Annotated in this window: 13 protein-coding genes; 7 read left to right on the top strand and 6 right to left on the bottom strand. The window is 62.7% G+C overall.

Annotated elements, in window-relative coordinates:
- Positions 1-198: 198 nt before the first annotated feature.
- Positions 199-828, bottom strand: coding sequence for an invasion associated locus B family protein (locus tag J1C49_RS18045; RefSeq protein ID WP_227447237.1), 630 nt, complete (start codon positions 826-828; stop codon positions 199-201).
- A gap of 447 nt (positions 829-1,275) precedes the next feature.
- On the opposite strand from J1C49_RS18045, the gene J1C49_RS18040 reads away from it, so the two are divergent.
- A complete protein-coding gene (locus J1C49_RS18040; RefSeq protein ID WP_227447236.1) occupies positions 1,276-2,817 on the top strand; it encodes a helicase HerA-like domain-containing protein in 1,542 nt (513 codons plus the stop codon).
- A 197-nt stretch (positions 2,818-3,014) separates the two neighbouring features.
- Positions 3,015-5,549, top strand: a complete 2,535-nt coding sequence (locus J1C49_RS18035) for a PBP1A family penicillin-binding protein (RefSeq protein WP_227447235.1) — start codon at positions 3,015-3,017, stop codon at positions 5,547-5,549.
- A gap of 19 nt (positions 5,550-5,568) precedes the next feature.
- On the opposite strand, the gene J1C49_RS18030 is transcribed toward J1C49_RS18035, so the two are convergent.
- The gene (locus J1C49_RS18030; RefSeq protein ID WP_227447234.1) at positions 5,569-6,429 is read right to left on the bottom strand and encodes an aminoglycoside phosphotransferase family protein; all 861 of its coding nucleotides are present in this window, start codon (positions 6,427-6,429) and stop codon (positions 5,569-5,571) included.
- A 75-nt stretch (positions 6,430-6,504) separates the two neighbouring features.
- Here J1C49_RS18030 and prfB point away from each other — a divergent pair, with 75 nt between their 5' ends.
- The 3 genes from prfB (at position 6,505) to J1C49_RS18015 (ending at position 9,101) form a co-directional block, all read left to right on the top strand.
- Complete coding sequence (gene prfB, locus J1C49_RS18025; RefSeq protein ID WP_227447233.1) at positions 6,505-7,632, top strand: peptide chain release factor 2; 1,128 nt, start codon at positions 6,505-6,507, stop codon at positions 7,630-7,632.
- Between the two features lie 126 nt (positions 7,633-7,758).
- Complete coding sequence (locus tag J1C49_RS18020; protein WP_227447232.1) at positions 7,759-8,553, top strand: DUF2189 domain-containing protein; 795 nt, start codon at positions 7,759-7,761, stop codon at positions 8,551-8,553.
- Positions 8,554-8,699: 146 nt separating this feature from the next.
- The gene (locus J1C49_RS18015; protein ID WP_227447231.1) at positions 8,700-9,101 is read left to right on the top strand and encodes a c-type cytochrome; all 402 of its coding nucleotides are present in this window, start codon (positions 8,700-8,702) and stop codon (positions 9,099-9,101) included.
- Between the two features lie 374 nt (positions 9,102-9,475).
- Here the strand turns inward: J1C49_RS18015 and J1C49_RS18010 are convergent, their stop codons facing one another.
- From J1C49_RS18010 to J1C49_RS18000, 3 genes are all read right to left on the bottom strand, one after another.
- On the bottom strand, positions 9,476-9,688 hold the full coding sequence (locus J1C49_RS18010; RefSeq protein ID WP_227447230.1) for a hypothetical protein: 213 nt from the start codon (positions 9,686-9,688) through the stop codon (positions 9,476-9,478).
- Positions 9,685-10,851, bottom strand: a complete 1,167-nt coding sequence (locus tag J1C49_RS18005) for an aromatic ring-hydroxylating dioxygenase subunit alpha (RefSeq protein WP_227447229.1) — start codon at positions 10,849-10,851, stop codon at positions 9,685-9,687. Before J1C49_RS18005 ends, J1C49_RS18010 begins: the two co-directional genes overlap by 4 nt.
- Before the next feature lie 132 nt (positions 10,852-10,983).
- Positions 10,984-11,745, bottom strand: a complete 762-nt coding sequence (locus tag J1C49_RS18000; RefSeq protein ID WP_227447228.1) for a helix-turn-helix domain-containing protein — start codon at positions 11,743-11,745, stop codon at positions 10,984-10,986.
- Between the two features lie 285 nt (positions 11,746-12,030).
- Between J1C49_RS18000 and J1C49_RS17995 the strand changes: the two genes are divergently transcribed.
- Complete coding sequence (locus tag J1C49_RS17995; protein ID WP_227447227.1) at positions 12,031-12,387, top strand: hypothetical protein; 357 nt, start codon at positions 12,031-12,033, stop codon at positions 12,385-12,387.
- A gap of 159 nt (positions 12,388-12,546) precedes the next feature.
- Here J1C49_RS17995 and ilvN read toward each other — a convergent pair whose 3' ends face one another.
- A complete protein-coding gene (gene ilvN, locus J1C49_RS17990; protein WP_227447226.1) occupies positions 12,547-13,107 on the bottom strand; it encodes an acetolactate synthase small subunit in 561 nt (186 codons plus the stop codon).
- A 182-nt stretch (positions 13,108-13,289) separates the two neighbouring features.
- Here ilvN and J1C49_RS17985 point away from each other — a divergent pair, with 182 nt between their 5' ends.
- Positions 13,290-15,311, top strand: coding sequence for a response regulator (locus J1C49_RS17985; RefSeq protein ID WP_227447225.1), 2,022 nt, complete (start codon positions 13,290-13,292; stop codon positions 15,309-15,311).
- The last annotated feature ends 93 nt before the right edge of the window (positions 15,312-15,404 follow it).

The following is a 15,404-nucleotide window of genomic DNA, read 5'->3' as shown; positions in this document are numbered from 1 at the left end:
GCACAGGATGCGGCGATGGCCGTGACGATGGACCGTTTGGGAAGGGGAGGGCCTGCGCCCGGGTTGCGTGCGGCAGACGCCGTGCTCAATCGCATTGTGCAGGACGCGAAACACCACTGAGGGGGCCTTCGGCCCGCCGGGGAACCGGCTGGGTGCCGCGGGACTTACCCGTCCCGCGGTCTTTCTGGAGCAGTGGCCTCACTGGTTCAGGGAGGAGACCTCACCATAGGCGGCCGTGAAGCCGGTCAGGGACATGTCGACCGTGACCTGCTGGTCTGGGGCCAGCGCCGGCACGAGCGTCACCTTTGCCACCGCACCGGCCCGGAAGCGTGCAATGTCTTCTTCGGTGAAGCCGACGCGGGCAAAGCACCCGGTGGCCGAACAGAAGGAGTAATCATAAGAGCGCGCTTGCCCTCCGTCGACGCTGACCTTGAGCTTCTGTGTCAAAAGCGTTTCGAGCGGCACGACAAATGTGCCACCGGCGACCGCGCGCCCGCCATTGGCCAGCTTGAAGATCGACACTTCCGCCACGCTGGACCCGCCGGGTTCGCGCAGAAGCTGGTACATCTGGCAGACGTCCTCGCCCTGACCTTCCGGCACGCGCAGGCACTGCAAGGCCCAATCGCCAAATGTTTCCTTGATATAGGTCTGCGAGCCTGCGCCCGGTGCGGCCTCGGCCACGTCCGGCGTGCCGAGGTCAAGCGGACCCCCAATACCCGAGCCCTGTTCGGCCTCTGCTTCTGTGTCTGCGGTGGTATCGTCCTGTGCGGCCAGCGACGTGCCGGCCAGAGCGGCAATCAACGTCAGAATGTGGAATGCTTTGGTCATCTAACTCCCCTGGATTCCAGTTCCGTTGCGCAGAGGAGGTATCACGGTCACGCAGCCGTGTCAGGGCCGAAAATCCTGCCCTTGCGGATGTTTGCAAACACATTCATGCGATGGAAGACAGGTAGAAATGACGTTTGGAAATTCGAAAGGGGCCGCGTGGCCCCCTTCATTTTCACTCCCTGTCGGACCGGCCGACTTTGTCATTGGTGCGACGCTACGAAAGTTGTAGGCGCGGGTCAACAGCCTTTTCCAAACTTCTTTGTCAGGATCTCAAGGCGCCGGCCGGACACGCCGCGCAGCCAGAAAAAAGCCGCGCCCGAAGGCGCGGCCAGTCTGACAGGGAGGAAGTCGTTCGAGGCAGGAGAGGACATGCGCCCCGAACAGGAAATACTCTGGCATCAATTGGTTAAGAATGTATGTTGAACGCCGTTCGCTGGGGGGCTTTTCATGCAAAACCGAATCTTCGTGGGTGGCGGCGGCGTTGATCATGCCGAGCAGCAATGGCTTGATCTGGCATATGCCAACCGGCACGGGTTGATCGCCGGGGCAACGGGCACCGGCAAGACCGTCACGCTGCAGATCCTGGCCGAAGGCTTCTCGGCGCAAGGCGTGCCGGTGTTCCTCTCGGACGTGAAAAGCGATCTGGCCGGGCTGGCCAAGGCCGGGACCGAATCCCACAAGCTGCATGCCCCGTTCATGGAGCGCGCGGCAACAATCGGCTTTGACTGGTATCGCTACGCGGCGTTCCCGGTGACGTTCTGGGATCTCTTCGGCGCGCAGGGACATCCGGTGCGCACCACGGTCGCGGATATGGGGCCGCTGCTTCTGGCGCGGCTGCTGGAACTCAGCGAGGCTCAGGAAGGCATTCTCAACATCGCCTTCCGGATTGCGGACGAAGAGGCGATGCCGCTGCTCGACCTCGATGATCTGCGCGCGATGCTGATCTGGCTGGGCGAGAACCGCGCGGACCTGTCGTTGCGCTACGGCAATATCTCCACCGCCTCGATCGGAGCGATCCAGCGCCGTTTGCTGGTCATCGAGAACCAGGGAGGTGCGAGGCTCTTTGGCGAGCCGGCCTTGGCTCTGTCGGATCTGATGCGGGTCGGGGCGGATGGGCGCGGTCAGGTCAATATCCTCGCCGCCGACCAGTTGATGCAAAGCCCGCGTCTCTACGCGACATTCCTGCTCTGGTTGCTGTCCGAGCTGTTCGAGGAACTTCCCGAAGTGGGCGATCCGGACAAGCCCCGCCTCGTCTTCTTCTTCGACGAGGCCCATCTGCTCTTTGATGACGCGCCCAAGGCTCTTGTGGACAAGGTCGAGCAGGTGGCGCGGCTGATCCGCTCGAAGGGGGTCGGCGTCTACTTCATCACCCAGAACCCCGATGACGTGCCCGAGGACATCCTTGCCCAGCTTGGCAACCGGGTGCAGCACGCGTTGCGCGCCTTTACGGCGCGCGACCGCAAGGCGCTGCGGCTGGCGGCGCAGACCTACCGCGAGAATCCCCGTTTCGACATCGAAACGGCAATCCGCGAGGTGGGCGTCGGGGAGGCGGTGACCTCCTTGCTGGAGAGAAAAGGCGTGCCGGGCATCGCCGAGCGGACCCTGATCCGCCCGCCCGCGTCGCAGCTCGGACCGATCACGCCGTCCGAACGCAAGGCGATTCTTGCAGCGTCGGATCTTGCGGGCAAATACGACACCCGGCTGGATCGCCATTCGGCCGCCGAGATGCTCAAGGCGCGTGCCGACGCCGCCGCGCGGGCGGCCGCCGAGGCCGAAGCGCGGGAGGATGAGGCCGACGCCGCGATGCGCGAATACAAGGCCGCCCGCCGCTATTCCGGCTCGCGGGTGGGGCGCTCCAGTTCGCGCCGCGTCCGGGAGACGGAAAGCTTCGGGGACGCCATGCGCGAAGTGGTCATGAAGGAGCTCAAGGGCACCACCGGACGGCGCATCGTGCGGGGCATTCTGGGCGGGTTGTTCAAGGGACGCTGACCCCGTTCGACAGATACCGCGCGGCAACGGCGCCGCCTGATGCCGGGCCGCCACGATTGCGCCTGCGCAACGCGCGCGTTGCGCATGGCCGCGCGTCCCCCCGTGACATTGCGGCACAAGCAAAAACCCGCGCGGTTGTGTTTTGAACCCGGCCAACAAAGCGTATATTGAAACGACAGCGCTAGCAGGGGCAAATCGTGACTCGTTTCATCTTTTCTTTCTTCGGAGCCATCTTCAGCGTCGTGACCATGGGCGCGATGATGATCGCGCTGACCATTGGCGCGGTGTTCTGGATGTATGGCCGCGACCTGCCGAGCCATGAAAGCCTGGCGCAATACACGCCGCCCACGATCAGCCGGATCTACTCCAACGAGGGCCGCGTGATCGACGAATTTGCGCAGGAGCGGCGGCTTTTTACCCCGGCGGATGAGATTCCCGATCTGGTGAAGCAGGCGTTCATTTCCGCCGAGGACAAGAACTTCTACCAGCATGACGGCTATGATCTGCGCGGGATCGCGGCGGCTGCGGTGCAGGCGGTCCAGAGCCGGGGGCGTGACGTGCGCGGCGCATCGACCATCACCCAGCAGGTGATGAAGAACTTCCTGCTGTCCGGCGACCGGCAGGCAGAGCGCAAGATCAAGGAGATCATCCTTGCCAACCGCGTCGAGGGCGCGCTGACGAAGGAAGATATTCTCGAACTCTATCTCAACGAGATCTTTCTCGGCCAGAACGCCTATGGCGTGACCGCCGCCGCGCAGGTCTATTTCAACAAGAGCCTGACGCAGCTTGCGCCGCACGAGGCCGCGATGCTCGCCTCCATGCCCAAGGCGCCGTCGAATTACCACCCGGTGCGCAATCATGATCGGCTTCTTGCGCGGCGCGACTTCGTGCTCGAGGAAATGTATGAAAACGGCTATCTCGACCGCGCCACCTATGAGTTCGAAGTGGCCCAGCCTATCCGCTCTGTGCAAAACGGTGATTTCGAACCCTATCAACAATCCTTGCCCCCGCGGGACTATTTTACCGACGAGATCAGACGCCAGTTGAGCCGCAATTTCGGGGAGGAACAATTCTTTGCCGGTGGCTATTCCGTGCGTGCAACGATTGACCCGGACATGCAGGTGGAGGCCGCCATCTCGCTGCGGCGCGCGCTGGAGCAATACGACCGGGGCTTGGGTCGTTGGCGCGGCACGGGCAAATCCATCGACCCCGCGCTGTTGTCCGACGAAAGCGCGTGGCGCGAAGCCCTCGCAGAGGTGCGTGTGGCGCGCGACATCGACCTCGACAGCAAGTGGCACGTGGCCGTGGTGCGCGAGGTCCGCGATCAGGAACTGGTCCTCGGCATCGAAGACATCCCGCTCGACGATCCTCGTGGAATGACGCTGCCGCGCTCCGACACGAGCTGGTTCTCCGGCAACCTCTTCGACAATTTTGATCCCGGCGATGTCATCCATGTGCGCGAGCGCACGGAGGGCGGGCAATTCGTCCGCTGGACCCTGCGTCAGGTGCCGGGCGTGCAGGGCGGGTTCATGGCGATGGATGTCAATACCGGCCGCGTGATCGCGATGCAGGGCGGGTTCTCCTATCAGCATTCGGTGTTCAACCGCGCGACACAGGCGCTGCGCCAGCCGGGGTCGAGCTTCAAGCCGTTTGTCTTTGCCGCCGCGCTCGACAGCGGCTACACCCCCGCGACGATCGTGGTGGACGCTCCGATCGAGATCAACACGCCACAGGGCGTGTGGCGCCCCAAGAACGCGTCGAACAAGTTCTACGGGCCAACGCCGTTGCGCACCGGGATCGAACAGTCCCGGAACCTGATGACCATCCGCCTCGCACAGGAGGTCGGCATGGACACGGTTGCCTCCTATGCGGAAAAGTTCGGCGTGTATGACAATATGGGGCGCGTGCTGGCCAACGCCCTTGGCGCGGACGAGACCACGCTGCACGACATGGTTGCGGCCTATGCGATGTTTGCCAATGGCGGCGAGCGGGTGCAGCCGACCTTGGTGGACCGGGTGCAGGACCGCTACGGAAACACGATCTACAGCCATGACGCGGCGCCCGGCAACAAGCGGGTCTGTGTGAATTGCGACGATCCCAATCTTCCTCCGGGCCAGAGCCCGCGCATCGTCAACGAGCGTGAACGGGTCATGAACGCGGTGACCGCCTATCAGCTGACCTCGATGATGGAAGGGGTGGTCGAGCGTGGCACCGCCCGCAAGACGGTCAACCTGCCGGTGCCCACCGCTGGCAAGACCGGCACCACCAACGATGCCAAGGATGTCTGGTTTGTCGGCTTCACCTCCAACATCGTGGCGGGATGCTACATTGGCTATGACACACCGCGCCCCCTTGGTCGCGGCGCGTCCGGCGGCGGGATGTGTGGTCCGGTCTTCAACCGGTTTATGCAGAAGGCCGTGGCGAAATACGGTGGCAGCGCGTTCCGCGCCCCCGCCGAATGCCAGTTCATCAAGATCGACCGCTTTTCCGGTGCGCGGCTGTCGGACAGCGCCTCGGGGCCCAATGTCGTCAGCGAGTGTTTCCGCGAGTTCGAGGAGCCGGTGTTCGGTATCCAGTTCGATGGTGGGTTCGCCGTCTCCGGGTCCTTTGACCTGATCCGTCCGGGCGAGGGGGCCGGCACCGCGCGCGAGGTCACCACCTCCACCGGACGCAAGGCGGTCGTTGGTCCGAAAGCCGGCTTTGGCACCTTGTCGTCGGGTGGTCTCTACTGAGGGCAAGCGCCCGGACAGCTTAACTCCGGAGCGGATCGCGCGCCGCCGCATCCAGAAGCGCACAGAGCAGATCCTCGTCAGGATCTGCCACCAGCGTCTCGCCGCTGCGCCAGGCAATGGAGAGGGCGGCCTTCATGGCGCTCCATGCTGCGATCCGCGCCCGTGACCGGCCGGTGACCCGGGCGAACAGCGTCAACCGCGCGTCGATGCGCCCCGGATAGCACAGTGCCGCGCCATCCGATTTCGGATGGCGCATGGCGTTGGCAAGCTCAAACGCGGGATCCCCCCAAAGCCCCTTGGCGTCGATCGCGCAGGGAGGTGTCCCCATGACATTGCCAGGATGCAGATCTCCGTGCAGGGCCCTCTGCTGATCGGTGCTGTCCAGCAAGTCCGCGAGCATCTCCGCGCTTTGCCGCATCGCTGCGCGCAATCGTTCGGAACAGGCGACGTCGCAGCGCAGGGAGCGCAGGGGTGCGCACCACTCCGACACGGGCACCAGCGGCACCGCCGGGTTTGGCAGCGTCGCGTGCAGCGCGTTTGCGAGCTCTGCCAGCGCCTGCAAGGCGGCATCACCGTCGCCCATACGATACCGGGTCTCCAGAGACGGGCCGGGCAAGGCCGCCATCACGATGGCTGCCTCGCTTTGGGCGAGGATCGGCACGCAAGGCGCACCCGCACGACCCCAGGCGCGCATGAGGGCGATGCCGCTGCGCTCATTGCCGGGATGACCACGCCGGTAAACCTTGAGAACACAGGGGCTGCCGGTCCGTGTTCTTGCATGAAACAACAGCGCCGCGGTGGTCGCGGTCAGCGGGCGTGGCGCGCCAAGCCCGAAGCGCCCGACTTCCTGTCGGACCAATTCCGTTTCGCTTTGGGTCAAACTGTGCTCCTTGTCTTGCCCGCCCGCGCGCCCCTTGGTATCACGCAGGGCCGAAGAGCAAGAGGACTATGGGTCGTGCGCGCAGAAGCTCAGAATAATGTCGAAAAGATCACCAAATCGCTGGAGCTTCTGGCTCAGCGTCTGGATTGGGAAACCGCGCAGCACCGGCTTGAAGAGTTCAACGCGCGGGTCGAGGATCCGACCCTCTGGGACAATCCCGAAGCCGCCCAGACGCTCATGCGCGACAGGCAGCTTCTGATCGACGCCATGGAAACCTACAGCTCCATCAAGCAAGAGGTCTCCGATCAGGTGGAACTGATCGAGATGGGCGAGATGGAGGACGACCAAGAAATCATCGCCGAAGCCGAAGCCGCCCTGCGTGCGCTGGCGGAGAAAGCCGCCAAGAAGGAGCTTGAGGCCCTGCTCGATGGCGAGGCCGACAGCAACGATACCTTCCTCGAGATCAACTCCGGCGCGGGCGGCACGGAAAGCTGTGACTGGGCGTCGATGCTGGCGCGCATGTATGTGCGGTGGGCCGAGGCGCATGGCTATGACGTGGAACTGCAATCGGAGACCGCGGGCGAAGAGGCGGGCATCAAATCCGCAGCCTACAAGATCTCCGGACATAATGCCTATGGCTGGCTGAAATCGGAATCCGGCGTGCACCGGCTCGTGCGTATCTCGCCCTATGACAGTGCGGCCCGGCGGCACACCTCGTTCAGCTCGGTCTGGGTGTATCCGGTGGTGGACGACAACATCGAAATCGACGTGAACCCGGCCGATATCCGCATCGACACCTATCGCTCCTCCGGCGCGGGCGGACAGCACGTCAACACCACCGATTCGGCGGTGCGGATCACCCATATTCCGACAGGGATCGTGGTGACATCATCGGAAAAATCGCAGCACCAGAACCGCGATATCGCCATGAAGGCCCTGAAATCGCGGCTCTATCAGATGGAGCTGGATCGCCGGAACGAAGCAATCAACGCCGCGCACGAAGCCAAGGGCGATGCAGGGTGGGGCAACCAGATCCGGTCCTACGTGCTTCAGCCCTACCAGATGGTGAAGGACCTGCGCACGGGCGTGGAAACCTCCGACAGTCAGGGCGTGCTTGACGGCGATCTCGATCAGTTCATGGCCGCGACGCTGGCCCTCAAGGTGTCCGGGAAGAGCCGCGCCGACGCGCAAAGCGAGGACTGACGCACGCAAGCGCACCCGATGCGCGCTTCTAGCAAGTAACGGCTGCGCCGGGGCAGGCGTTTCGCTCCGGTGCATCATTGTCAGAGCCTGCGCTCTCGGCTTTACTGGAGCGGGGAGGACAGAGTCATGCCAGACACGCCAAAGCCGGGATTGCCGGATCTTTCAGATGTAAGCCCGGATATCCTGCGCACCGCGTTGCAGCGCGGGTGGCGCGACCTGTGCCGGGCGCCGGGCTATGCCGTGGTCTTTGCGGGCTTCTACGTTTTGGGCGGTTGGGCCATGCTCTGGATCACACAGGCGACCGGCCAGACCTACTGGCTTGTCTTTGCGGCAATCGGCTTCCCGCTTATCGGGCCCTTCGCGGCTGTCGGATTCTATGACATCTCACGCCGGATCACGCAGGGCAGGCCGCTGGTGCCGGACCAGATCTTTGGCGTGATCCTGCGTCAGTCCAAACGGCAATTGCCGTCGATCAGCGCAATCATAATCGTCGTGTTCCTGTTCTGGTTCTTCCTCGCACATATGATCTTTGCGCTGTTTCTTGGCCTGTCGACCATGACAAATGTCTCTTCGGGATATGACATCTACCTCACGTCGAACGGCCTGAGCATGTTGGCGGTCGGCACGCTTGTGGGCGCGGCCTTCGCAGCCTTGCTGTATTCGATCACGGTGCTGGCATTGCCGCTGCTGCTGGACCGGGAGATCGACTTCGTCACGGCCATGATCACGTCGTTTCAATATGTTCTGGCCCATCCGGTGACGATGCTCGGCTGGGGAGCGTTTATTGCCGTGATCACCTTTGTTGCGATGATCCCGGCCTTTGTCGGGTTGATTGTCGTGTTGCCTTTGCTTGGGCACGCCACGTGGCATCTCTATGACATGTTGGCTTATCCGGGAGAAACAGAAGCGGTCCCCGGTTGAGCGATCCGGGTCTTTCCCGCTCGGGGGGGATTTGACCTGAATCAAAGATATTAAATATTCCGAATGTAAGATCTATCCCCGCCGGACCCGCAACTCTGGTCGTCCGGTCCACGGACTTGTGGTTTCACTTTTTTGAGGAGGGGAAGATGAAAACGCTTACCAAAGGACTCGCCCTTGTCGGCGCAATGGTGTTGGGAGGCACCGCCTTTGCGCAGGATGCCGAACACGGCACGGAATACTATGCGCAATATTGCGCGACCTGCCACGGCATGGATGGGATGGGCGACGGCCCGCTGACGGCGATGATGACGGCGACCGTCCCTGACCTGACCGTCCTGTCGCAAGGCAATGACGGCAAATTTCCCATGTTGGAGGTGATCCACGTCATCGACGGACGGACGGGATTGCGCGCGCATGGGGGTCCGATGCCGGTCTATGGTGCCTTGTTCAAGGCGGAGGGCGGTGGGGACTCTCCCTACGGCGATGTGCTTTACAGCCGCGGCAAGGTGCTTTCCATCGCCTATTACCTTGAGTCGATCCAGCAATAGGTCGTGACATGGCAGGCGTGCGGGGCTGTTCAGGCCTCGCGCCCCTGCGCCCTGAGCACGGCGTGATACCAGCGCGCGGGGGGGCTGTTCAGGCCTCGCGCCCCTGCGCCCTGAGCACGGCGTGATACCAGCGCGCGGGGGGGTGTTCAGGCCTCGCGCCCCTGTGCCTTGAGCACGGCGTGATACTGGCGCGCGGGGGTGTCCAGGCCTCGCGCCCCTGTGCCCTGAGCACGGCGTGATACCAGCGCGCGGGGGTGTTCAGGCCTCGCGCTCCTGTGCCTTGAGCACGGCGTGATACAAGCGCGCGGGGGGCTGTTCAAGCCTCGCGCCCCTGCGCCCTGAGCACGGCGTGATACCAGCGCGCGGGGGGGTGTTCAGACCTCTCGCCCCTGTGCCTTGAGCACGGCGTGATACTGGCGCGCCCGGCCATCCCCGAGTTCCAGCGCATACACATAGGCATGCGTGAGGTAGAAGGCGGCGGCCTGCGGGTCTGTCGTCGCGCCCGCCGCCTCCTCATACAGGCCGATCAGCGCGGATTTGTCGGCGGTTTCATGCGCCGCAAGCAGGCGCGCGTCGAGATCGCTCACACCGATGCGGGGCCCTGCGCATTGGCCCTGTATGTGTGAATCCGGTCGGCCACCCAGGCATGAAAGAGGTGCGTGGGCCCGTCCATGGCCGGCGAAAACCGCCCGCCATCAAAGCCGCTGGCGTGGCGGCCGCGCTGCATGCCCTCGACAACAAAGATGTCCTCCTCGAACACCACTTTCCATTGCTCCGTGTTGCGTTGTCGCAGGTCTGTATCGGTGTCGGGCTGGGCGTAATAGAGATGCACATGCTCCACCGTCCTGTCCGGTCCCTCCGGCACCAGAACGATGGCGAATGCATGGTCGCGATGCACCCCCAGAAGCACATTGGGATACACCGCAATATATTCCGCCGCCTCGTCCCATTTCGGGGTCAGCCCGTCGAAATCCGGAAAGCGCGCGCCTTCGGGGCTTGCGATCTGGCGATAGACCCACGTGCCCTGGCCGGAAAACGCCCCCGGCTGCTCGATATTGTAGTGATCCTCAAGGCGGGAATAGCTGTTCAGCCCCGGATGCACCCAAGGCAGGTGGTAGCTTTCGCAATAATTCTCGACCGCCAGTTTCCAGTTGCAGGCAACCTCCAGCGCAAAGCGGCTGTCCGGGCCGCCATGATAGAGCGGTTTGTCGAATTCCGCCCACCGCGCGATCACGTCGGACATGGCCTCTTCGAATGGCGCGGCTTTGCCGGAGACGTTGATCCAGACCACGTCGCGCCAGATATGGCTGCGCACCTCGATCAGGCCAAGCGTGTCGCGGTCGATCGCGGCATGGGTGTTCTGACCCGGTCCGCCCACATGCGGGGTCGAGACGAGGCGACCATCAGAGCCGTAACACCACGAATGGTAGGGGCAGCGAATGGCCCCTTCGATCTTGCGCGCCTCGTCGACAAGGATCATGCCGCGATGGCGGCAGATGTTCTGGAACACCCGCACCGCACCGTCGCGGCCGCGCAAAAGCAACAGCGGCATCCCGAGGAAGGTGATCGGCTTGGCATCACCTGGTTCCGGGACATCTCCGGCCACCGCGAGCCCGGCCCATTGAGCGAACAAGAGCGCCTCGCGTTCCTCGGCAAAAACCTCTGGATCGGTGTAATGCGCGTTGGGCAATCCATGCGCCGTTTCGATACTGCGCTGAACAAAGGTCAGATCGGTGTCGTGTTTGCCCATACCTGTCGCTCCCCGGTGGTGTGCCCGTCCTTGCGAGCCCTAGCATCACTTCACCGGGCGCGGCCTGTCTCGGCGCGACATCGATTGCCATGGAGCGACACGGCGGGTCCTGCCGCGGGCTCGGGCTGTGACTCAGGCGAACGGCACGCCCGGTAGCAACAGGCGCTTCTGAAACGGGGTGAGGTCGTCCTCGTTGCAAAACCCTTCCGTGCGCGCCGCGGCCAGGATCTTGCCGGTATCGCGCCCGAGATGTTCGTAGACGAGCCGCTCCACCCGCCGTCCTGCCACGTTTTCGCGCACGGTGCGGGTCACGTAGCCGACGTAGAAATTGTTCTCGAACGACGGCACCCGTGCGAGGTAGTTGAACGAGGCCGTGGTGGCGCCCCGGCGTGAAACCATGGCCGCAACACCGTCTTCCTGTGGCAGGAAGACACCGCGAAACTCGCGTGTCGCGGGATCGGTCGGCAATCCCTGGTCGGCCATGGCCTTCTTGGCTTCAAAGCCGCGCAGAAAGACGCTGTTGTCCTGCCGAAAGATGTAGATCAATCCCCGGATGAAGGCGTCATCGTTCATGAAGCTGCGGCGAATGAAGCGGTAGAAGCCGGACGGCAGCGCTTCTTCGTCGATTGTATGGGCATCCGAGCCGATAAAATCTGCGATGAAGGGCGAATCCATAAGCCGGTCGCGACCGCCGATGATGTCCTCCACCGGCTCGAGGAGGATGCGCGCATCGACGTCGAAGTAGCGACAGATCTTGTGCAGCACATCCGGGCGCGGAAAGCTTTCCCCGGACAGATAGCGGTTGAATTGGGTGCGATTGATCCCGAGCTCGCGGCAGAGGGCGGAGATCGAGTCCGCCTGCGTTGCCAACTGACGCAGGTTGGCACCAAACATGCTGCGCAATTCGGCAGGTGACGGCCTGTCAAGCGCGGGATTCGTCCGTTTCGGCTCCATAGAGGATGTGCCTTTTCGTGCTTTTTCGGGGTCAACAATCGGGTTGGCGTCAAACATTCAGAGATAATTGGCCGTACTGACGCTAATTGGCGTCATGCCTGATGCTAAATCGCACCAACCGTGCAAACTCGCGACACAAAAATCAAGCCCCAGACACGCCATAGAACCTGTTCCGTTACGGATCGCACGTTAGGCTTAACAACAGGCAAATTAGGAGCCATCGTAATGCAAGCGGAGATGTTTGGGGTCGTTCTCTGGGCCGACACGGAAGATCGCAAAGCGATCGTCTGGTGTGAAGATCAGGGCAATCTTGCCTATTACAGTGCCGAAGAGCACAGCACCTCGTTTCACGATGGGCTGAGTTTGGATGCGGGCGATCTGATCCAGTTCGAGATGCGAGAAACCCGCGAATTCAGGCATGTCAGCAACCCTCGGAGGGTAGGGCAATCGGTCGCTCCGGGTCTTGCAGACAGATTGCGGACCGTGGCGGACCCGCGCCGCCGACCGGAAAAGGAGCCCTTGCCGGTCGCAAACACCCGCCGCGACAATGTTGTGTTGTTCCCCGATACCGCTTGCGCCTGATCCTCTTTCGAGGCGGGCCGCATAATCCGTATCACCCACCGCTCACGCAAAACCGGGCCACCTTCGGGAGGCCCGGTTTTCAATATTTCTGATTTCCAGATTTGGATTTTTGGAAGGCAGCGTGTGGTTTTTGCCGCTCAAAGGCCGCTGAAAAGCTGCTCACGTGCCTCGGGAAAGCGCCGCGACACCGGTCCGTGCCACCTCAAGAAGCCCAAGCGGACGCATCAGATCGGCAAAGGCGTCAATCTTGTCCGGCGTGCCGGTGATCTGAAAGACAAAGCTCTCCAAGGTGCTGTCCACCACGTGGGCGCGAAAGATATCCGCTAGACGCAGCGCTTCGACCCGCTTGTCCCCGGAGCCGGACACCTTGATCAGCGCCAGTTCGCGCTCGACCGAGCGGCCTTCGACCGTCAGGTCATGCACGTCGTGGACGGGCACGATGCGGCCCAGCTGCGCCTTGATCTGTTCGATCACCTGCGGCGTGCCGGTGGTGACGATGGTGATCCGGCTCAGGTGGCCTTCGCGATCCACCTCGGCGACCGTCAGACTGTCGATGTTGTAGCCGCGGCCCGAGAAAAGACCGATCACACGCGCCAGGACGCCGGGCTCGTTTTCCACCAGCACGGCGAGGGTATGCGTTTCCTGCACATCCGAGAAATTCGGCCGCAGGTTATAGGCCGAATGCTTGGACGAGCCTTTTTTGATTTTCAGAGCGGACATGGAGGGCTCTCCCGATATGCGTGATTTCGAAGGCGGACAATAGACAGGCGTGCAGACGAAGGCCATAGCAATGGGCGGTGCAAGCACGCAGAAACAGGGGAAATCTTCACCTCCCCTTAAGCTGCACAGTCTTACAAGGACCGGCATGGCCCGGGTTTGCAATCGAAGGCGTTGGACGCTGGATGAGTAATCGTCAAAAGGACTTCGAGATATGGTCCGACATTGTTCACCTTTTGCCGTCCTGGACATGGGAAACCGATGCGCAGTACCGGCTTTCCCATATCCAGGATACGGTAACCGATGTGACGGGGATGCCCGTCGGGGATCTTCTCGGGTTCATGATCCTTCTGGAGGATTACGCGGATAAATCGGGCACCAACAGCGATCTCTACATCGAAACCCTGCGTCAGCAGAAACCCGTGGAATGCATTGGATATGAACGCGTTCTTCTGACCGGAGAGAAGGCCGTGCTCGTCGACGCGGCGGTGCCGCGCTTCAATTCGGATGGCGCGTTTGAAGGCTATCGGGGTGTGTCGCTCAATCTGTCGGCGGTGCTGCGCCGGACGGAACAAAGCGACAGCCTCGTCGCCTCGCTCAAGAGCCGCGCCGACACGCTTGAGCAGCAACTGACCAAAAGCAACGCGGAACTGAGCGAGTCCAACGCGTTGCTGACCGGTGTGCTCAACGCGATGGGCGACGGGGTCATGGTCACCAGCGGAACGGACCATACCGATCCGAACAACCACATCGTGATGTTCAACCCCGCTTATGTGGCGTTGTTCGGGCTTGACGAGAAGGAGATCACGCCGGGTATGCCGGTCAGCGCCTATCTGGCCCATCTCGCGGCAACGAACCGGTTGGACACATCGAGCAAGACCCTCGAAGAAGTCCGCGATGGATTGGGAAATGGCGACGCGGTCCTGATCCGGATCCCGAAGCTGAACCGGGTCTGCTCGGTGCAGGCGCGCCCCGGTCCGCGCGGGGGGCAGGTGCTGGTGCACAGCGATGTCACCGCGCTTCACAAGCACAATCTCGCCCTGACGGAGGCCCGCGATGCGGCGGAGGCCGCCAACAAGACGAAGTCTGCCTTCCTCGCGACCATGTCGCACGAGATCCGAACTCCGATGAACGGGATTGTCGGCATGACGGAGTTGCTCAGTGAAACCACGCTTGATGGCGAGCAGGCCAGCTACGTCCGCACGATCCGGGACGCCGCGCTGGCGCTGACGGAGCTGATTTCCGATATTCTCGACTTCTCCAAGATCGAAGCGGGCCGGATGGAGCTCCATCCCACCTGTTTCAACTTGCGTGAACTTGCGGCGCAGATCATCGACCTCATGCAAACACTGGCAGACGCCAAAGGGTTGACGCTCTCGCTCGAGGTGGACTCCGCGGTGCCGCCTTCGGTGTTTCTCGATGCGTTGCGCCTACGGCAGATCCTGCTCAACCTTCTTGGTAACGCGGTCAAGTTCACCGATGAGGGCCGGGTGGCCATGAGTGTCTCCCTGCATGGGGCGCGTCTGCGGATCATGGTGTCCGACACTGGCATAGGTATCGCCGCCCCGCAGCTTGACGCGGTCTTCTGTGCCTTCGAGCAGGGGCAGACCGGATCAGAACGGCAGTTTCAGGGCACCGGGCTTGGCCTGTCCATCACGAAGCGGCTGGTCGAAGCCATGGACGGTGCCATCTCGGTGGACTCGACCGTGGGAATGGGAACACGTTTCTGCGTCGAGCTGCCTTTCGAAACGGGGCAGACATCGGTGCCGGAAGAAAGCCCCGTGGTTGTCCCGGTTCTGGATTACACCGATCTGCACATCTTGTTGGTGGAGGACAACATCACCAACCAATTGGTGCTGCGCCGGATGCTCGAACGGGTGGGCATCCGCGTGAGCGTCGCCGATAATGGTCAGGCGGCGCTGAATATCTTTGAGCCGGAGCGGTTTGACCTCGTTTTCATGGATATCTCGATGCCCGTCATGACCGGCCTTGAGGCATGCAAGCGGCTGCGCGCGCGCGAGGCGTCCCATGGCTGGGCGCGCTGTCCGGTGGTGGCGCTGACCGGTAACGCCTTCGAACGCGACCGGTTGGATGCGCTTGAGGCGGGCATGGACGGGTTTCTGACCAAACCGATCCGCCGCGAGGCGCTTTTCTCCGCGATGACCCATCATCTTCACAGGCGCGGCCGCCCGACGGCCGCCGAGTGATCCGTGCCCGCCAACCGTTGCCCGCTCGCCCGGAGAGACCTTGGAGAGACCTTGCTCCGCAAATGCCGAAACGCCGTGCGCGATCGAGCGGAC

The sequence above is a fragment of the Cognatishimia sp. F0-27 genome, assembly GCF_020667845.1.
In the GTDB taxonomy this organism is placed as follows: Bacteria; Pseudomonadota; Alphaproteobacteria; order Rhodobacterales; family Rhodobacteraceae; genus JAFMPQ01.
This window is presented reverse-complemented; position numbering and strand designations above follow the sequence as displayed.